Here is an 18,922-nt window from a genome sequence, read left to right on the forward strand (position 1 = left end):
TCGCAGGGGACGCCATCACCCTGCGATTGCGATACGGTCTGGCTTAGGCAGCCAGGCTGGCCTGATCCACACGCACGCCAACGCCCATCGTGCTCGACAGGGCGATCTTGCGCAGGTAGACACCCTTGCTCGAAGCCGGCTTCGACTTCGTCAGGGCTTCCAGCAGGGCCGACAGGTTCTGACGCAGCGCTGCCGGGTCGAACGACGCACGACCGATGGTCGCGTGAATAATGCCGCCCTTGTCAACGCGGAACTGCACCTGACCGGCCTTGGCGTTCTTCACTGCCGTAGCGACGTCCGGGGTCACCGTGCCAACCTTCGGGTTCGGCATCAGGCCGCGCGGGCCGAGAATTTGACCCAGCGTACCGACGACGCGCATCGTGTCCGGCGAAGCGATCACGATATCGAAGTCCATCTTGCCGGCCTTGATTTGCTCGGCGAGGTCTTCCATACCCACGATTTCAGCGCCGGCAGCCTTGGCTTGCTCGGCCTTTTCGCCTTGAGCGAACACAGCCACGCGAACCGACTTACCGGTACCAGCCGGCAGAACGACCGAGCCGCGAACCACTTGGTCCGACTTCTTCGCATCCACGCCCAGTTGCACGGCGACGTCGATCGACTCGTCGAACTTGGCGCTTGCGCATTCCTTGACCAGGGCCAGAGCATCGCCGACCGGGTACAGCTTGTTGCGGTCGACCTTGGCGGCCAGTGCTTGTTGACGCTTAGAGATCTTAGCCATTACAGACCCTCCACCGTGATGCCCATCGAACGTGCGCTGCCAGCGATGGTGCGAACCGCGGCGTCCAGATCGGCGGCGGTAAGGTCAGGCATCTTGGTCTTCGCGATTTCTTCCGCTTGTGCGCGGGTGATCTTGCCCACCTTGTCGGTGTGCGGCTTGCTCGAACCCTTTTGCAGGTTGGCAGCCTTCTTGATCAGCACCGTTGCCGGCGGGGTCTTCAGGACGAACGTGAAGCTCTTGTCCGCAAATGCGGTGATCACCACCGGGGTCGGAAGACCCGGCTCGAGGCTCTGCGTTTGCGCGTTGAACGCCTTGCAGAACTCCATGATGTTCAGGCCACGTTGACCCAGGGCCGGGCCCACGGGGGGCGACGGGTTGGCTTTACCTGCAGGAATCTGCAGCTTGATAAAGCCGATGATTTTCTTTGCCATGGTTTACTCCGGAACGAATATGTGGCGCATATTCGGGGTTGAGTCATAGCGCGCGTTCACCAAAAACGGGCTACTGACGCTCCTCGGCGACGGCTGTCACCAACGCAAAAACGCGCCGGACGTCGCGCCGGCGCATTTTATTCTTAGATCTTTTCGACTTGCCCGAACTCCAGTTCTACCGGAGTTGCCCGTCCGAAAATGGTGACGGAAACACGGAGGCGAGATTTTTCGTAGTTCACTTCTTCCACCGAGCCGTTGAAGTCCGTGAAAGGACCTTCCTTGACTCGAACCAGCTCGCCCACCTCGAACAACGTCTTCGGACGCGGCTTTTCCACCCCGTCCTTGATTTGCGACATGATCTTGTCGACCTCGGCCTGTCGAATCGGAATCGGGCGATTGCCCGTACCGCCGACAAAACCGGTGACCTTGGCGGTATTCTTCACCAGGTGCCACGTGTCATCCGTCATTTCCATCTCGCACAGCACATAGCCGGGGAAGAAACGACGCTCGGTGACCGACTTGTGGCCACCTTTGATTTCAACGACTTCTTCGGTCGGGACAAGAATCTCGCCGAACAAGTCTTCCATGCCGGCACGCGCAATACGCTCACGCAGCGCCTTGGCTACGCTCTTTTCCATGCCGGAATACGCATGAACGACGTACCAGCGCTTCTTACTCGGTGCAGCCCCGGTATCAGACATATCACTTCCAGCCAAGAATCAAAGAGAACACCGCCCATTCAATCGTCTTGTCGCTGATCCAGAGATACAGCGCCATCACGATGACGAACGCGAAGACAATCGCAGTCGTTTGAGCGGCCTCTTTACGGGTCGGCCAAACGACCTTACCCACTTCCCGATACGCATCCTTGGCAAAAGCCAGGAAGCTTTTGCCGGTTTGCGATGCCAATGCAACACCTGCTGCGATGGCGAGAACGACGACGATGGCAGCAACGCGCACATACAGTGCCTGTTGCCCCAGCGCGTAGAAGGCCACGACACCAGCAATCACGAGCAGCCCGGCCAGTGCCAGCAGCAGCTTGTCGCCAGTCGTACGTACAGTTTCTACGGGAGAATTCGCCATTTCCAGCTTGCAGACAGTTGTTTGGCAGGGGCAGAGGGAATCGAACCCCCAACCTTCGGTTTTGGAGACCGACGCTCTGCCAGTTGAGCTATACCCCTAAAACAGCAGTGGGGCCAGCCGCCAAAAGCTGACCCCGTAAGCGCGGACCGTTAAGGTACCGGCTTACGCTACGATCTTTGCAACCACGCCGGCGCCGACAGTACGGCCACCTTCGCGAATTGCGAAACGCAGACCTTCAGTCATGGCGATCGGAGCGATCAACTTGACGGTGATCGACACGTTGTCGCCAGGCATGACCATTTCCTTGCCTTCCGGCAGGGTGATCGAGCCCGTCACGTCCGTCGTACGGAAGTAGAACTGCGGACGGTAGTTGTTGAAGAACGGGGTGTGACGACCACCTTCGTCCTTCGACAGCACGTACACTTCGCCGGTGAATTCCGTGTGCGGCGTGATCGAGCCCGGCTTGGCCAGAACCTGACCACGCTGGACGTCTTCACGCTTCGTGCCGCGCAGCAGAATACCGACGTTATCGCCTGCTTGACCTTGGTCGAGCAGCTTGCGGAACATTTCGACGCCCGTGCAAATCGTCTTGACCGTCGGGGTGATACCGACGATTTCGATTTCTTCGCCGACCTTGACGACACCCGACTCAACACGACCGGTCACCACGGTACCGCGACCCGAGATCGAGAACACGTCTTCCACCGGCATCAGGAATGCCTTGTCGATGGCGCGTTCCGGCGTCGGGATGTACGTGTCAAGGGCTTCAGCCAGTTGCATGATGGCTTCTTCGCCCAGGGGACCCTTGTCGCCTTCCAGCGCCAGCTTGGCGGAACCCTTGATGATTGGCACATCGTCGCCCGGGAAGTCGTACTTCGACAGGAGCTCGCGAACTTCCATTTCGACCAGCTCGAGCAGCTCGGCGTCGTCGACCATGTCGCACTTGTTCAGGAACACGATGATGTACGGCACGCCAACCTGACGGGCCAGCAGGATGTGCTCGCGCGTTTGCGGCATCGGGCCGTCGGCAGCCGAGCAAACCAGAATGGCGCCGTCCATCTGGGCAGCACCGGTAATCATGTTCTTGACGTAGTCGGCGTGGCCCGGGCAATCAACGTGTGCGTAGTGGCGGTTAGCCGTTTCGTACTCGATGTGCGCGGTGTTGATGGTAATGCCGCGTGCCTTTTCTTCCGGTGCCGCGTCGATGTCCGCGTAGTTCTTGGCTTCACCGCCGAACTTCGACGAAAGCACCGTTGCGATAGCGGCCGTCAGGGTCGTCTTGCCGTGGTCGACGTGACCGATGGTGCCGACGTTGACGTGCGGCTTGGTCCGCTGAAACTTTTCCTTTGCCATTTCCGACTCCTAACGAGGTTATCTTTTGCCGAGGTTGCTCGGCATGATGATTGCCGCGCTTCACACTATCTTTGGTGCCCATGGGCAGGATCGAACTGCCGACCTCTCCCTTACCAAGGGAGTGCTCTACCACTGAGCCACATGGGCGAATCCATTACTACTGCTGCATCTGCGCGTCACCTGGAGCGGGTGAAGGGAATCGAACCCTCGTCGTAAGCTTGGAAGGCTTCTGCTCTACCATTGAGCTACACCCGCTTGGATTCCGACTCTCGCCTCAGGCAACAAGCGCCGGAAATTTTAGTTTCCGGCGCTCATTACTTCCGCATTCTGGTGGAGGAGGTTGGATTCGAACCAACGTAGGCGTAAGCCAACAGATTTACAGTCTGCCCCCTTTAGCCACTCGGGCACCCCTCCGCAGAGAATTTGCAATTATGGAGATGTCGCCCCGCCTTGTCAACACCTGCCATGCGTTAAATACGCAGTTTTTGTGCCTGCTGCTCTGCGGATTTTCACCATTAGCAGCAAGCCGTTGATTTACTTGATGATATCGATTCGCTCAAGCGTTGACTCAATGCCAATGACGCACCGGGGTAAACCAACGCCGACGCCAGGCGGCGGCATAGCGACTCAGACTATCCCTCCCCCGGTGGAATTCTCGTTTGAGTTTCTGCCATGGATTGCGCCTGACCTTATGACGGCCGACGATGGTGGTACCGAAATCATCGCCTCGATCCAGCACGATATCCGGCGTCATCGAGATCATGTCGATGCCATGCTCCCAGTTCCGGTTGAGCATGTCGTCGACGGGGTGAATGGTGCGCCTGGCGTAGGCCAGAAGCACAAGCGCTGCCGCGCGCCGGATGAGGTAGGCATGCGCGCCGCCCGGCTGCTTCCTGTGGTCGCGCAGAATCCCACCACCAGGCAGTTGGCCAACGCGCCATGCCCCTGCGGCGCCCCCCTCCTTCAATCGCATGATGCCCCAGGGGACCGTCACATTCAGTGTCGACGCGAGACATTGCGAGAACCCGGGAGTCAGTTCGACATCGTCTTCCAGGACGCACCAGATATCGTCGTTGGAGTTCGCCAGCGCCTCCCAGACCCGGTAATGACTGTCATAGCAGCCGACCTCTCCGAGCGTCAGATGATTGCCGTATATCCGAAGGCGTTCGGAAGCGTCATATGTCGACGGATAGTCGCTGATACGTTTGGCATCGAAGAATTGAAAGGGAACGTCGGCTGCCGCCAACTGCTCGATCATGTGTGCGCGACGAACATCGCTGTCCACGAGAGAGATGACGACAACCGGGGGAAACTTGGGGGGTGAAATAGGATTCTGGAACATCGCCGCGCGCTCGCGCCGCGACGGCGCGGCGCCTATCCTGCAAATTGGAATCGCCGCACGATAGCGAACAAAAGACCAAATTACGAGATTTTGACGATATTTCGAGGACTTTCCCACGCCACCCGTCGCCTCCAAGCCTTTACTCGCCACGGCGTAGAGCGATGGGGGCCGCGAACGACGCGGAAATCCTGGCGCCGATTCGCCCTATGGGTCAGGGTGACGCAACACGACCTGGGCATTGAACCGCGCGACCACGCCGGCGCTGGGCATTACCGACGTGGACACGACCATGGCATCAAGCCATGCAGGCGCTCCGGCGCTGGGCGTTATCGCTGTCGACACGACCATGTCATCGAGCCGCGCAGCCGCGCCAGAGCTGGGCGTTATCACCGGGGAAAAGCAAAAACCCCTTGCTACACGAGTTAGCAAGGGGTTTTTAGGGGGAGCCTGACGATTACCTACTTTCACACGGGTATCCGCACTATCATCGGCGTGGAGTTGTTTCACGGTCCTGTTCGGGATGGGAAGGGGTGGTTCCAACTCGCTATGGTCATCAGGCATAACTTGTATGTTCTGCTGAGCGGGGCTCAACAAAACCAATTTGGAAGAAGCGTAGTACTACATTGGTTGGGTTGTGAGTTGTATCGGCACACTGCACGACACTCACACCAGGAAAAACACACTGGTTATAGGATCAAGCCTCACGGGCAATTAGTATCAGTTAGCTTAACGCATTACTGCGCTTCCACACCTGACCTATCAACGTCCTGGTCTTGAACGACCCTTAAGGGGAATCGAGTTCCCAGGGAAGTCTCATCTTAAGGCGAGTTTCCCGCTTAGATGCTTTCAGCGGTTATCTCTTCCGAACATAGCTACCCGGCGATGCCACTGGCGTGACAACCGGTACACCAGAGGTTCGTCCACTCCGGTCCTCTCGTACTAGGAGCAGCCCCCTTCAAACTTCCAACGCCCACGGCAGATAGGGACCAAACTGTCTCACGACGTTTTAAACCCAGCTCACGTACCTCTTTAAATGGCGAACAGCCATACCCTTGGGACCGGCTACAGCCCCAGGATGAGATGAGCCGACATCGAGGTGCCAAACACCGCCGTCGATATGAACTCTTGGGCGGTATCAGCCTGTTATCCCCAGAGTACCTTTTATCCGTTGAGCGATGGCCCTTCCATACAGAACCACCGGATCACTATGACCTGCTTTCGCACCTGCTCGACTTGTCAGTCTCGCAGTTAAGCACGCTTTTGCCATTGCACTATCAGCACGATTTCCGACCGTACCTAGCGTACCTTCGTACTCCTCCGTTACACTTTGGGAGGAGACCGCCCCAGTCAAACTGCCTACCATGCACTGTCCCCGATCCGGATTACGGACCTAGGTTAGAACCTCAAACAAACCAGGGTGGTATTTCAAGGACGGCTCCACAGAAACTAGCGTTCCTGCTTCAAAGCCTCCCACCTATCCTACACAGACCGGTTCAAAGTCCAATGCAAAGCTACAGTAAAGGTTCATGGGGTCTTTCCGTCTAGCCGCGGGTAGATTGCATCATCACAAACACTTCAACTTCGCTGAGTCTCGGGAGGAGACAGTGTGGCCATCGTTACGCCATTCGTGCAGGTCGGAACTTACCCGACAAGGAATTTCGCTACCTTAGGACCGTTATAGTTACGGCCGCCGTTTACCGGGACTTCAATCAAGAGCTTGCACCCCATCATTTAATCTTCCGGCACCGGGCAGGCGTCACACCCTATACGTCCACTTTCGTGTTTGCAGAGTGCTGTGTTTTTATTAAACAGTCGCAGCCACCAGTTTATTGCAACCCTTTCACCCTCCTGGCGCAGGCCAGTCAAGCTACAAGGGCGTACCTTATCCCGAAGTTACGGTACCAATTTGCCGAGTTCCTTCTCCCGAGTTCTCTCAAGCGCCTTAGAATACTCATCTCGCCCACCTGTGTCGGTTTGCGGTACGGTCTCGTATGACTGAAGCTTAGAGGCTTTTCTTGGAACCACTTCCAATTGCTTCGTACCCGAAGGTACTCGCCCCACAGCCTTGAATTACGCGCCCGGATTTGCCTAAGCGCCTTCTCCACTGCAGGGACCGGGACTTCCAACACCCGGACAACCTTCCGCGATCCGTCCCCCCATCGCATCATACGACGGTGCAGGAATATTAACCTGCTTCCCATCAGCTACGCATCTCTGCCTCGCCTTAGGGGCCGACTCACCCTACGCCGATGAACGTTGCGTAGGAAACCTTGGGCTTACGGCGAGGGGGCCTTTCACCCCCTTTATCGCTACTCATGTCAGCATTCGCACTTCTGATACCTCCAGCATCCTTCACAAGACACCTTCACAGGCTTACAGAACGCTCTCCTACCATGCGAGCAAGCTCGCATCCGCAGCTTCGGTATATTGCTTAGCCCCGTTACATCTTCCGCGCAGGACGACTCGATCAGTGAGCTATTACGCTTTCTTTAAAGGGTGGCTGCTTCTAAGCCAACCTCCTGACTGTTTTAGCCTTCCCACTTCGTTTCCCACTTAGCAATATTTAGGGACCTTAGCTGGCGGTCTGGGTTGTTTCCCTCTTGACACCGGACGTTAGCACCCGATGTCTGTCTCCCGTGATTGCACTCTTCGGTATTCGGAGTTTGCTATGGCGAAGTAATCCGCAATGGACCCTTCAACCATGACAGTGCTCTACCCCCGAAGGTGATACACGAGGCACTACCTAAATAGTTTTCGGAGAGAACCAGCTATTTCCAAGTTTGTTTAGCCTTTCACCCCTATCCACAGCTCATCCCCTAATTTTTCAACATTAGTGGGTTCGGTCCTCCAGTACGTGTTACCGCACCTTCAACCTGGCCATGGATAGATCACTTGGTTTCGGGTCTACACCCAGCGACTGAACGCCCTATTCGGACTCGCTTTCGCTACGCCTTCCCTATTCGGTTAAGCTTGCCACTGAATGTAAGTCGCTGACCCATTATACAAAAGGTACGCAGTCACCCCTTGCGAGGCTCCTACTGTTTGTATGCATGCGGTTTCAGGATCTATTTCACTCCCCTCCCGGGGTTCTTTTCGCCTTTCCCTCACGGTACTGGTTCACTATCGGTCGATTACGAGTATTTAGCCTTGGAGGATGGTCCCCCCATCTTCAGACAGGATTTCACGTGTCCCGCCCTACTTTTCTCAAGCTTAGTTCCACACCAGGGTTTTCTCATACGGGGCTATCACCCACTATGGCCGGACTTTCCATTCCGTTTTGATAACACCGGTGCTAAATCTTGAAGGCTGGTCCCATTTCGCTCGCCACTACTTTGGGAATCTCGGTTGATTTCTTTTCCTGCAGCTACTTAGATGTTTCAGTTCGCCGCGTTCGCTTCACTAGACCTATGTATTCAGTCTAGGATGACCCAAAGGGCCGGGTTTCCCCATTCGGACATTTGTGGATCAAAGCTTATTTGCCAGCTCCCCACAACTTTTCGCAGGCTATCGCGTCCTTCATCGCCTGTAATCGCCAAGGCATCCACCACATGCACTTATTCGCTTGACCCTATAACGAGTGTGTCTTCTCGATCATCGTTTGCGCTTTGGCGCTTACGAGGATCCGATGCAGAGCACCGACTCTTTATAGGTTGAGTTTTCGCGTTGTGCCGTATTCCAAGTCATCTTTCGATCACTTAAATACTAGTTGATACAATCACAACCCGTACAATTTCCACGCGCCATCTCTAACGCGCTTCCGTTGTACTACTACTTCTTCCAAATTGTTAAAGAACAAATACTGCATGACATTGCTGTCATTCAAAAACATTCACACTTGGGGATTTACCACAGACGTAAAAGCTTTTGACTGACATCGATGTGCGATCTAAGGAATTGGTGGAGGCAGACGGGATCGAACCGACGACCCCCTGCTTGCAAAGCAGGTGCTCTCCCAGCTGAGCTATGCCCCCCAAATCAGTCTGATGCGGCGTTACAAAAAACCTTGCATACCGATGTATGCGGCGGCCTTTTGTGCCTTGCCTCAGCCAGATTTCTTTCTACCAGGCGTCGGTGGAAAGAGTTTGGTGGGTCTGGAAGGACTTGAACCTTCGACCCCCGCCTTATCAAGACGGTGCTCTAACCACCTGAGCTACAGACCCGACTTAGATCTACGCAGTCAACAACCGATAAGCGTGAACACTCAACTTCCAGTGCATGCTCTAGAAAGGAGGTGATCCAGCCGCAGGTTCCCCTACGGCTACCTTGTTACGACTTCACCCCAGTCATGAATCCTGCCGTGGTAAGCGCCCTCCTTACGGTTAGGCTACCTACTTCTGGCAAAACCCACTCCCATGGTGTGACGGGCGGTGTGTACAAGACCCGGGAACGTATTCACCGCGACATGCTGATCCGCGATTACTAGCGATTCCAGCTTCACGCAGTCGAGTTGCAGACTGCGATCCGGACTACGATCGGTTTTCTGGGGTTAGCTCCACCTCGCGGTTTGGCAGCCCTCTGTACCGACCATTGTATGACGTGTGAAGCCCTACCCATAAGGGCCATGAGGACTTGACGTCATCCCCACCTTCCTCCGGTTTGTCACCGGCAGTCTCCCTAGAGTGCTCTTGCGTAGCAACTAAGGACAAGGGTTGCGCTCGTTGCGGGACTTAACCCAACATCTCACGACACGAGCTGACGACAGCCATGCAGCACCTGTGTTACGGTTCTCTTTCGAGCACTCCCACCTCTCAGCAGGATTCCGTACATGTCAAGGGTAGGTAAGGTTTTTCGCGTTGCATCGAATTAATCCACATCATCCACCGCTTGTGCGGGTCCCCGTCAATTCCTTTGAGTTTTAATCTTGCGACCGTACTCCCCAGGCGGTCAACTTCACGCGTTAGCTTCGTTACTAAGGAAATGAATCCCCAACAACTAGTTGACATCGTTTAGGGCGTGGACTACCAGGGTATCTAATCCTGTTTGCTCCCCACGCTTTCGTGCATGAGCGTCAGTATTGGCCCAGGGGGCTGCCTTCGCCATCGGTATTCCTCCACATCTCTACGCATTTCACTGCTACACGTGGAATTCTACCCCCCTCTGCCATACTCTAGCCTTGCAGTCACGAATGCAGTTCCCAGGTTAAGCCCGGGGATTTCACATCCGTCTTACAAAACCGCCTGCGCACGCTTTACGCCCAGTAATTCCGATTAACGCTTGCACCCTACGTATTACCGCGGCTGCTGGCACGTAGTTAGCCGGTGCTTATTCTTCCGGTACCGTCATCCCCCCGAGGTATTAACCCAGAGGATTTCTTTCCGGACAAAAGTGCTTTACAACCCGAAGGCCTTCTTCACACACGCGGCATTGCTGGATCAGGCTTTCGCCCATTGTCCAAAATTCCCCACTGCTGCCTCCCGTAGGAGTCTGGGCCGTGTCTCAGTCCCAGTGTGGCTGGTCGTCCTCTCAGACCAGCTACAGATCGTCGCCTTGGTGAGCTTTTACCCCACCAACTAGCTAATCTGACATCGGCTGCTCTTGTAGCGCGAGGCCCGAAGGTCCCCCGCTTTCCTCCTCAGAGCGTATGCGGTATTAATCCGGCTTTCGCCGAGCTATCCCCCACTACAAGGTACATTCCGATGTATTACTCACCCGTTCGCCACTCGCCACCAGGTGCAAGCACCCGTGCTGCCGTTCGACTTGCATGTGTAAGGCATGCCGCCAGCGTTCAATCTGAGCCAGGATCAAACTCTTCAGTTTAAACCTGTTACTGTTTTCGGTTTTTCGTGATAAATCACTCGAACCGGTCGCTCTCAAAGTATGCTGACAAGTTAATTACTTAACTTACCTATTACTTATGTGAGCCTCAATAAATTTAAAGCTTATCTGCCGAAGCAGACGCACTATTCATCGAGTGCCCACACTTATCGGTTGTCTAGTTTTTAAAGATCAATCGCATCGAACTTCGCTTCGTCGCACACTTACCGCGCCGTCGCTTCGTTTTCTGCGTCGCTGCATCTGCAGCAGAGAAGCAAGATTATGTCGCAGCTTCTCGTCGTCGTCAACAGTTTTTTTCGCCTTCTTCGCTCGTCGCCGTAGCAACTCACCAGCTCCAAAACCACCAACCACCGGGCTTTCCAGCCCGCCGCCCCCACCGCTTCGCCGCTTTCGCTGCGTCGCCGTCGTTGCGAGAGACGGAATATTAGTGAAAACCCCGTACCCTGGCAAGCCCTTTGTGAAAATAATTTGAAAAAGGTCGGGGCCGGGCAAAAAAGACAGCGATTCGAGCGGGCCGAGATCCACGGCGCGGGTCACATGGAGGACACCGATCCACGATCGGTCCGGCATCCCACCGGGACGTAACCATCGAAATCGCCTATCCTTGCCGGAACCTTGCCCATAGGGAAAGGCGACGCAGCGACCCGGGTCTCTTCCCTTCCTATACTTATATATAGAGCGTTCGAGATGGTCCATTCGCGCATCCTTCCGTCGCGCTCTCTCGATGTCCTGCGGCGCCTGGCCACGCTTCTCCCGCTCGCACTCATCGTTGCCGCCTGCAGTTCGGTGCGTCCACCTCCCGAGCCGTCTCATTGGACGAGCCATACCTCGGCCGCTACGCCCGGCACGCTCGCCAGCACCCTGGCCACGGCCGTCCGCGCCCATTCGGGCCAGTCCGGCTTCCAACTCCTCGCCACCGGCTCCGACGCATTCACCACCCGCCTCGCACTGGTTCAGGCCGCACAGCACAGTCTGGACGTTCAGTACTACAGCGCCGGCGAGGACGTCACCGGCCGCCTCCTGCTCCAGGCGCTGCTCGACGCCGCCAACCGCGGCGTACGCATACGCATGCTGGTCGACGACATCAACCGTCGCCATACCGACCCGGCGTTTGCGGCGCTCGATCAACATCCCAACATCGAGATCCGCGTCTTCAACCCATTCGGCACCCGCGACACCACGCTTATCGAACGAGCGGGCAATCTGCTCACCCGGTTCGACCAGCTCAACCGCCGCATGCACAACAAGGCGCTGGTCGCCGACAATCAGCTGGCCATCGTGGGCGGCCGCAATCTGGGCGATGAGTATTTCGACGCCAATCCCGAATTGTCCTTCCGCGACTTCGATCTGCTCTGTGCCGGCCCGATCGTCGACGCCGTCTCCCGTAGCTTCGACCACTTCTGGACGAGCCAACAGTCTTATCCGCTCAAGCAGGTTCAGTCGAAGATCGACGAAGCAACGCTCGACGCCACGCGCGACGCGTTGGCACGCCACTGGCGCGACACCGACCGAACGCCCGCGGGACATCTGGCGCTTCACCCGCCCCCGCTCGCCGAGCGTCTGCACAACGGCAAGCTCCCGCTCTTCTGGGCGCCCGCCGAGCTTGCGGCCGACGGTCCCGACAAAATAGACACCCCTGCCGCCGAGACCCAGAGCGCACCCGGACACAAGCTGCGCCAGTTGGCGGCGAATGCCCAGCAAGAGGTTCTGATCATTTCCCCGTACTTCGTCCCGCTGGACGGCGGCGTAAGGTTTCTGTCGACGCTCACGCAGCGCGGCGTCAAGGTACGCGTGCTGACGAACTCTCTCGCGGCGACCGACGTCGTGGCAGTCCACGCCGGCTATGCACGCTATCGCACGGCGTTGCTGCAAGCCGGCGTCGCGCTATACGAGTTCAAGCCGATGCGCACGAATAACGGAGCCCGCTCGCTGCGACGCGTCTCGTTCGGCAGCACGTCGCGTGCCAGCCTGCACGGCAAGGTCTATGTCATCGACCGGCGTGACGTCGTCCTCGGTTCGTTTAATCTGGACCCGCGGTCGGTGCGTCTGAATACGGAATTAGCGATCGTGATCCACAGCCCGGATTTTGCCGAGCACATGGCACGGATTTTCGACCGGGCGACGTCACCCCATGCCAGTTTTCGCGTCGAGTTGGCACCCGCCAACCACGCCACGCCACCGCCGATCACCCCGCCGACGCTTCCGGCGCTGCGCTGGATCGGCGAGGAGAATGGTCAACCGCGCACCTTCGACGTTGAACCCTATGCGTCATTCTGGCGCAATGCGGTGGCAGGCGCCGTCACGTTGCTGCCGAGCGACGACCTGCTTTGAAACGGTGCGCCCCCCCACGAAAACCTGAACCGTAGCGCCCCCAATCCGCGCCCCGATCTAACGCTGGCGCGCCGTGAAACGCGCCCTTCGGCGGCAGCGCCGCCCACACCTTCCCCCTCCCCCTCACCCATCCTCCCTCTCCCCTCGCGCTTCTCGCTTTTCGCCTCTCACCTCTCACGCATCACCCTTCCCTCTTAGCCCTCAACCTCACCTTCGCCCCCCATCCAAGACGCGCAGTCGGCTCGGCGCACGCCCGTCGTCCGCCTGGACGGAAAACCGGCATGCGCAAGCCGCCTGCCGAGCGCGCTACGCCAATCCCGCCTCGCGTCGCAAACGCACGGCCGAACGGGTGGCGTTACGAACGACCTCGCCAACATCGAACGTAAGGAACCGGCCGCCTTGCCGCAAAATGCGGCCGTCCACGATCACCGTATCGACATTCTCCGGCTGCCCCGAATACACCAGTGAATTGAACGGGTCGAATACGGGGGCGATATCCAGGTCATCCATGCGAACAAGCACGATGTCGGCGCGTTTTCCCGGGGACAATGACCCAGTGCGATCGGCAAGATTGAGCGTGCGCGCACCCTCGATGGTCGCGAGTTCCACCAACCGGCGCGGCGTAAGTTTGACGTTCGTGTCGCTTCTCGACTTGTGTGCCCACAGCAGGGCCCGCATTTCGTTGAAGAAGTTGGCATTGGCCGATGCCGCCGAAGAATCGGTCGAAAGCCCCATTTGCGCGTGAAGCGCTTCCATTTCCGCAAATTGGGTATATCCACTTCTCACCGTGGAGTACTGCAGCTCGATGGCGGGCGCGATACTGATGCGCACGTTCGATGCCGCGAGCGTCTGGCGCTCCGCCGCCGTGAACCCTTGCGGATGCACCAGCAGCAGGTCCGAATTCAGCCATTGATGCCTGGCCATCACGTCGATAATGCCGTGCGTCAGATTCCCGTAGTGCAGCGTGTAAGGAAGCTGCATGGCCTGGGCATGCGCCATCGACGTGCTGAGATCATCGAATACGCTGGCGCGCATCGAACCGTCTTTTTCCGTCACCGGTGCGACGACAACGCCCAATGTCAGCCGCGGACGCTTCGGCAATATCGCCTGCCGGACTCGCTCGACATCCTGCCAGTCCATAGGCTGCGATGACGGCTCGCCGAAGCGCCCGTATGAGAATCGGGCGCGAACGCCAAGATCCTCCAGCGCCTGTAGATCCGCCCGCGCATGCGCTGGCGAGCGCACGTTGTGACAAAAGTCGTGCACGGTGGTGATGCCGGACATCAGGTTCTGCGCCAACCCGAAACGCACCGAGTGGTAGATGTCTTCCGGCGTCATGACGGCACCGGCACGGGCCTTGCTCGGGAAATAGCCGAAGGTCGGATCGTCGCCGCGCAGGGAGCCGCGCAACAGGCTCGTCCACATGTGTTGATGCGTGTCCACGAACCCCGGCATGACGATCGTACGGCTCGCGTCGATGATTCGCACGTTCGGCAGATCAACGCGCGCGGCCACGGCGACGATGGCACCGCCCTTTACGTGCACGTCGCCCACGGGGAATTCGCCGAGTGACGAATCCATTGTCAGCACGTACCCACCGCGCAAGATGAACTCGTCTCGCTCTGGCTGGGCAGGCTGCGAAGGCCGTTCCGCCGCGTGCAACGCCGCCGACACCGGCGCCAGCAGCGCGGGAACCATCATGCTGCCAGCCACGGCGCCGCAGGCTTTGAGAAGATTGCGCCGGTTTCGCTGCATCTCGTTGTTCATATCAGACCTCCTTGGGGGCGACGACGCGTCAAAAGGTGTGTTGGATGCTGACGGTACTGACGAACTGGTGACCGCCGCTCGCAGGGCCGGCCGACGCGTTCACTTGCGCCATCGCACCGTTGCCTGAAGCGATTTGCAGCGCGGCGTCGACGTACAGCGTCGTACGCTTCGACAGCCGGTAGCCGACAAGGGACGTGAGTTGATTGGCGCGGTTGTCGTTCAGCTGGGCGTTGCCGCGCATGTGCGTATACGTCGCGCTCGCGTACCACGCGGCGGTGAAGTCGTATCCAACGCTCACGTCGAAGGCGTTGATCTGCGCCCCGGTCGCCGTGTTTCGGGACAGGGTGGCAAGTGCCGAGATCAACACCTTGCCGAAGCCATAGCGGACCCCGAGACCGATATTGCGGATGCCATCGTTGCCGTTGTTCGTTTGTGGCGACTTGACCATCGTGTACGCCGCACCGATGCCAGCATTCGCGTAGTCGTAATTGATGCCGAAACTGGTGGCGGAGGATCGGCCGAAACTTCCGGGCACGCCGCCGAAGCCGTACATCGCGCCAAACGTCAGGCCCGAGAAATCAGCGCTTTTGAATTTGACGGTGTTGGCGATTGCCTCGCCATTCACGCGATCGAAGTCGAACGACCCTTGCGCGGAGTACGACACGCCGAACTTCGCGAACGGCCCCTGGTGAGCGGCGTAGGATCCCTCGAAGAAGCTCCCCGGGTAGCGGTTCAACGTCAGGCTGTCGAACATGAAGTCGCGTTGATTCCCGACGGTCACCGTGCCGTATCGATTCGCCAGTCCGACATACGATTCGCGGGAAAACAGACTGCCCGGACCGCCGAACACGTTGCCGTTGACAATGCTGAACAGCGAGCCGAGGTAAAACACGGCACGGTTGCCGCCGCCGAGGTCTTCATCGCCGCGAAAGATCAGGGCGTTCGGCCGCAGAACGCCAGGGTTCGCCGTGACGGCAGCGCCCCCGCCAACGTTGCTCGAATAGCCCACGCCAGCGCCCAGCAGTCCGCTGATCTCGATATGGCTCTGCGCCTGCGCAGGGTTGGCGAGCGCACCGCCCAGAAGGCCTGCGGCGATGAATGAACGTACCCAAATGCCGTGATGATTCACGTTGTCTCCCTTGATTTGAACTGGATGCGTGGCAAGGACAGGTTTTGCGCAGGCCCTTGCCCGATAGGGCCAGCCCGCTTCGCATCCGCCGTCTCCCCGAGTTGTGTTCGGGACGCGTGAATGCGATTATTTTTTTATGCTTATATAATTGAAACTTAAAATTATTAGACGGAAAGGCATGGCCTCGACCGCCTGCGCCCGACACCGCATCGGGTGCCTGGCAGGCCAGTGTAGGTTCAGGTCATTGCCGGGAAGGTGAATTGTTGGAATCAGCCATCAACCATTGGTTGACGCACGGCTGACGCAGTCGGGGGCGCCGATGGCGGGCCAATAGCGCGAGACTCATGGGTGCGCTATGTACAGAACGGGCCCGTCGCCTCGTTACCGGTAACGCGTTGATGGAGATCGAAAATGAATGTCAGAACCGGTCAGGCGCCACCGTCGCGCCTCAAGCTCAAGTACCTCCAGGCTGTGGCGGTGCTCGATGAAACGCACAGCTTGACGAAGGCCGCCGATCGCCTGAATCTCACGCGCGCGGCGCTCTCCAAGACACTGGCTGCGCTGGAAGACCTACTGGGGGTGAAGCTCTACGAGCGTACCGCGTCCGGCATGGTGCCGACGACGTTCGGTCGGACGCTGGCCCGCCACGCCCGCATGATTCTTGGCAATCTCCGCTCGGCCGAGGACGAACTCCGAGACCTGATGAACGAGCACCGCGAGAGCCTGGTCGTCGGCGCCCTGTTCATCGCCATGCCTCAACTCCTGCCGCAGGCGATCGCATTGCTGGCCGAGTCCCATCCGCGTTGCGTCATCACCGTGCGCGAGAGTGGTTCCTTCGGGCTGGCCGCGGGGCTTCACGATGGCAGCTTCGATCTGGTCGTGGGACGTCTGGTGCCGGAGTATTTTCGCAGCGCGGTCGAACTGGAACCGCTGTTCCACGAGGATCTGCTCGTCATCTGCCGTCGCGAGCATCCGCTTGCCGAAGTGCCGGCACTTGGCTGGCGCGACGTTGCCGGCTATCCTTGGCTGCTCCCGCCCAAGGAGTCCCCGATCAGCCACGCGCTGCAATCGCAATTTCTCGCGGACGGCGTGCCGGGGCCCGGCATGATCGTCGAGGCGTTTTCCGTCTCCCTCGCGCTCGGGATGCTGCAAACCTGCAACGCGATTACCGTGCTGCCGAGCCGCCTGGCCCATGCCCTGCGCGACAAGGGCGACGTCACGATTCTGCCTTTGCGCCCTCCACCGCTGCCCGCGCCGATGGGCGTGGCATGGCGCCGCGGCGACCCCCTGTCGCCGCTCGCCGCGGCGTTTGTCGAGGCGTTGAAGCGGTGCGCCTCGGCATCCGCACGCTGAGACATCGCTTCTCGCTTTCCGGCGTCACCGCACGCCCCCCCCCCAGTCGCTCACGCGCGCCCGCCCCCCTTCGGCGCGCGGCGAATCCCACCTTCGCTGGCGCTCCATACTCTGCAACAAACAATCTCCGCCATCTCATGGAAAACATTTATTGACCGACCGGCCGGTCGGTTTATAATGCGTTCCATATCCCTACATGCCGCGGAGACCTTCCTCTATGTATACGCAAGCCATCGACCTGGCCGGCAACAGCCCCAAGGGTGTGCGCGCCCTGAGCGAGGCGGAGCAGGCACAACAAGCCCGCTTCGACGCCCGCGTCGCCGCCGATCAGAAGATCGAGCCGCAGGACTACATGCCCGCCGAGTACCGCAAGACGCTCGTGCGCCAGATCTCGCAACACGCGCACTCGGAAGTCGTCGGCATGCTGCCGGAAGGCAACTGGATCTCGCGCGCGCCCAGCCTCAAGCGCAAGGCCATCCTGCTCGCCAAGGTGCAGGACGAGGCCGGCCACGGCCTCTATCTGTATTCCGCCGCCGAAACGCTCGGCACGTCGCGCGACCAGATGATCGACGCGCTGCACTCGGGCAAGGCCAAGTACTCCAGCATCTTCAATTACCCGACGCTCACCTGGGCCGATGTCGGCGTGATCGGCTGGCTCGTCGACGGCGCCGCCATCATGAACCAGGTACCGCTGTGCCGCTGCTCGTACGGCCCGTATGCGCGGGCCATGATCCGCGTGTGCAAGGAAGAGTCGTTCCACCAGCGTCAGGGTTTCGACGCCCTGCTCTCAATGATGAGCGGCACGCAAGCCCAACGCGACATGGTTCAGGAAGCCGTGAACCGCTGGTGGTGGCCGGTGCTGATGATGTTCGGCCCGAGCGACAAGGACTCGATCCACAGCACGCAAACCATGCAGTGGGGCATCAAGCGCATTTCGAACGACGATCTGCGTCAGAAATTCGTCGACGCCGCCGTCGAACAGGCCAAGGTGCTCGGCGTGAGCTTTCCCGATCCGGATCTGAAGTGGAACGAGGCCCGCAAGGCACACGACTACGGCGAGATCGACTGGAGCGAATTCTGGCGCGTGGTCGGCGGCGACGGCCCGTGCAACAAGGAACGTGTCGGCACGCGCGTGGCCGCCCACGAAAAAGGCGCCTGGGTGCGCGACGCCGCCCTGGCGCACGCCGCCAAACAACGCCAGCGTGCCGAGAAGCAAGCCGCCTGAGCCCGCACGCGCCCAGTCACCGGCAGCCCCTTACAAGACATCAGGAACGATCATGACGCAAGCAAGCAGCAAGGAATGGCCCCTCTGGGAAGTGTTCGTGCGCAGCAAGATGGGCCTCGAACACAAACACTGCGGTAGCCTGCACGCCGCGGACGCCGAGATGGCGTTGCATATGGCGCGCGACGTCTACACGCGCCGCCAGGAAGGGGTGAGCCTTTGGGTCGTGCCGTCCGCCGCCATCACGGCGTCGGCCCCCGAAGACAAGGCCGAGCTGTTCGATCCGGCCGCCGACAAGATCTACCGCCATCCGACCTTCTACCAGTTGCCGGAAGAAGTGAACCACATGTAAGCGGCAGCGCGCCGCGTTGATCGGCGCGCCCCATGCGAGACCCCA

General features: G+C 58.9%; 13 protein-coding genes, 6 tRNA genes and 3 rRNA genes. 4 read left to right on the forward strand and 18 right to left on the reverse strand.

The window, feature by feature from the left end; translation table 11 throughout:
- Positions 1-43: 43 nt before the first annotated feature.
- From rplA to OYT13_RS23405, 16 genes are all read right to left on the reverse strand, one after another.
- Positions 44-739: a 50S ribosomal protein L1 gene (gene rplA / locus OYT13_RS23330; protein WP_017232377.1), complete on the reverse strand. Its 696-nt coding sequence runs from the start codon at positions 737-739 to the stop codon at positions 44-46.
- Positions 739-1,170: a 50S ribosomal protein L11 gene (gene rplK / locus OYT13_RS23335; protein WP_017232378.1), complete on the reverse strand. Its 432-nt coding sequence runs from the start codon at positions 1,168-1,170 to the stop codon at positions 739-741. The genes rplA and rplK overlap by 1 nt, the downstream gene beginning before the upstream one ends.
- Before the next feature lie 143 nt (positions 1,171-1,313).
- Positions 1,314-1,871 carry a transcription termination/antitermination protein NusG gene (gene nusG, locus OYT13_RS23340; RefSeq protein WP_026131673.1) on the reverse strand — a complete coding sequence of 186 codons (558 nt, stop codon included), beginning with the start codon at positions 1,869-1,871 and terminating at the stop codon, positions 1,314-1,316.
- Position 1,872: 1 nt separating this feature from the next.
- On the reverse strand, positions 1,873-2,253 hold the full coding sequence (secE, locus tag OYT13_RS23345; protein ID WP_017232380.1) for a preprotein translocase subunit SecE: 381 nt from the start codon (positions 2,251-2,253) through the stop codon (positions 1,873-1,875).
- Between the two features lie 22 nt (positions 2,254-2,275).
- A tRNA-Trp gene (locus tag OYT13_RS23350) sits at positions 2,276-2,351 on the reverse strand.
- 64 nt (positions 2,352-2,415) lie between these two features.
- Entirely contained in the window at positions 2,416-3,606 is a 1,191-nt protein-coding gene (gene tuf / locus OYT13_RS23355) for an elongation factor Tu (protein ID WP_150563277.1), read from the reverse strand.
- A 72-nt stretch (positions 3,607-3,678) separates the two neighbouring features.
- Positions 3,679-3,753, reverse strand: a tRNA-Thr gene (locus OYT13_RS23360).
- A gap of 34 nt (positions 3,754-3,787) precedes the next feature.
- A tRNA-Gly gene (locus OYT13_RS23365) sits at positions 3,788-3,861 on the reverse strand.
- A gap of 73 nt (positions 3,862-3,934) precedes the next feature.
- Positions 3,935-4,020 (reverse strand) — tRNA-Tyr (locus OYT13_RS23370).
- Between the two features lie 154 nt (positions 4,021-4,174).
- Complete coding sequence (locus tag OYT13_RS23375) at positions 4,175-5,065, reverse strand: glycosyltransferase family 25 protein (protein WP_268567002.1); 891 nt, start codon at positions 5,063-5,065, stop codon at positions 4,175-4,177.
- A gap of 328 nt (positions 5,066-5,393) precedes the next feature.
- Positions 5,394-5,506, reverse strand: a 5S ribosomal RNA gene (gene rrf, locus OYT13_RS23380).
- A 132-nt stretch (positions 5,507-5,638) separates the two neighbouring features.
- Positions 5,639-8,516: ribosomal RNA gene (locus tag OYT13_RS23385) — 23S ribosomal RNA — on the reverse strand.
- Between the two features lie 327 nt (positions 8,517-8,843).
- A tRNA-Ala gene (locus OYT13_RS23390) sits at positions 8,844-8,919 on the reverse strand.
- A 112-nt stretch (positions 8,920-9,031) separates the two neighbouring features.
- Positions 9,032-9,108, reverse strand: a tRNA-Ile gene (locus OYT13_RS23395).
- Between the two features lie 64 nt (positions 9,109-9,172).
- Positions 9,173-10,705, reverse strand: a 16S ribosomal RNA gene (locus tag OYT13_RS23400).
- The 16S, 23S and 5S rRNA genes sit together here with 2 tRNA genes alongside, the layout of an rRNA operon.
- Before the next feature lie 189 nt (positions 10,706-10,894).
- Positions 10,895-11,260 carry a hypothetical protein gene (locus OYT13_RS23405; RefSeq protein ID WP_268567003.1) on the reverse strand — a complete coding sequence of 122 codons (366 nt, stop codon included), beginning with the start codon at positions 11,258-11,260 and terminating at the stop codon, positions 10,895-10,897.
- A gap of 78 nt (positions 11,261-11,338) precedes the next feature.
- On the opposite strand from OYT13_RS23405, the gene OYT13_RS23410 reads away from it, so the two are divergent.
- Positions 11,339-13,054 (forward strand): phospholipase D family protein, encoded by a 1,716-nt coding sequence (locus tag OYT13_RS23410; RefSeq protein WP_261939620.1) that lies wholly within the window; start codon positions 11,339-11,341, stop codon positions 13,052-13,054.
- Positions 13,055-13,360: 306 nt separating this feature from the next.
- Here the strand turns inward: OYT13_RS23410 and OYT13_RS23415 are convergent, their stop codons facing one another.
- Positions 13,361-14,821, reverse strand: coding sequence for an amidohydrolase family protein (locus OYT13_RS23415; protein ID WP_017234995.1), 1,461 nt, complete (start codon positions 14,819-14,821; stop codon positions 13,361-13,363).
- Between the two features lie 28 nt (positions 14,822-14,849).
- Complete coding sequence (locus OYT13_RS23420) at positions 14,850-15,950, reverse strand: porin (RefSeq protein ID WP_268567004.1); 1,101 nt, start codon at positions 15,948-15,950, stop codon at positions 14,850-14,852.
- A 411-nt stretch (positions 15,951-16,361) separates the two neighbouring features.
- Here OYT13_RS23420 and OYT13_RS23425 point away from each other — a divergent pair, with 411 nt between their 5' ends.
- The 3 genes from OYT13_RS23425 (at position 16,362) to paaB (ending at position 18,877) form a co-directional block, all read left to right on the forward strand.
- Positions 16,362-17,303 carry a LysR family transcriptional regulator gene (locus tag OYT13_RS23425; protein ID WP_268567005.1) on the forward strand — a complete coding sequence of 314 codons (942 nt, stop codon included), beginning with the start codon at positions 16,362-16,364 and terminating at the stop codon, positions 17,301-17,303.
- A gap of 217 nt (positions 17,304-17,520) precedes the next feature.
- On the forward strand, positions 17,521-18,528 hold the full coding sequence (gene paaA / locus OYT13_RS23430) for a 1,2-phenylacetyl-CoA epoxidase subunit PaaA (RefSeq protein WP_017234992.1): 1,008 nt from the start codon (positions 17,521-17,523) through the stop codon (positions 18,526-18,528).
- A 52-nt stretch (positions 18,529-18,580) separates the two neighbouring features.
- Positions 18,581-18,877 (forward strand): 1,2-phenylacetyl-CoA epoxidase subunit PaaB, encoded by a 297-nt coding sequence (paaB, locus tag OYT13_RS23435; RefSeq protein WP_017234991.1) that lies wholly within the window; start codon positions 18,581-18,583, stop codon positions 18,875-18,877.
- Positions 18,878-18,922 lie beyond the last annotated feature (45 nt).

The organism is Pandoraea sp. XJJ-1 (assembly GCF_026802345.1).
GTDB classification, from domain to species: domain Bacteria; phylum Pseudomonadota; class Gammaproteobacteria; order Burkholderiales; family Burkholderiaceae; genus Pandoraea; species Pandoraea cepalis.

Coding starts and splice junctions, on each gene's coding strand:
- paaB (WP_017234991.1), top strand. CDS start 18,581: ATGACGCAAGCAAGCAGCAAGGAATGGCCCCTCTGGGAAGTGTTCGTG.
- rplK (WP_017232378.1), bottom strand. CDS start 1,170: ATGGCAAAGAAAATCATCGGCTTTATCAAGCTGCAGATTCCTGCAGGT.
- secE (WP_017232380.1), bottom strand. CDS start 2,253: ATGGCGAATTCTCCCGTAGAAACTGTACGTACGACTGGCGACAAGCTG.
- rplA (WP_017232377.1), bottom strand. CDS start 739: ATGGCTAAGATCTCTAAGCGTCAACAAGCACTGGCCGCCAAGGTCGAC.
- nusG (WP_026131673.1), bottom strand. CDS start 1,871: ATGTCTGATACCGGGGCTGCACCGAGTAAGAAGCGCTGGTACGTCGTT.
- OYT13_RS23425 (WP_268567005.1), top strand. CDS start 16,362: ATGAATGTCAGAACCGGTCAGGCGCCACCGTCGCGCCTCAAGCTCAAG.
- OYT13_RS23415 (WP_017234995.1), bottom strand. CDS start 14,821: ATGAACAACGAGATGCAGCGAAACCGGCGCAATCTTCTCAAAGCCTGC.
- tuf (WP_150563277.1), bottom strand. CDS start 3,606: ATGGCAAAGGAAAAGTTTCAGCGGACCAAGCCGCACGTCAACGTCGGC.
- paaA (WP_017234992.1), top strand. CDS start 17,521: ATGTATACGCAAGCCATCGACCTGGCCGGCAACAGCCCCAAGGGTGTG.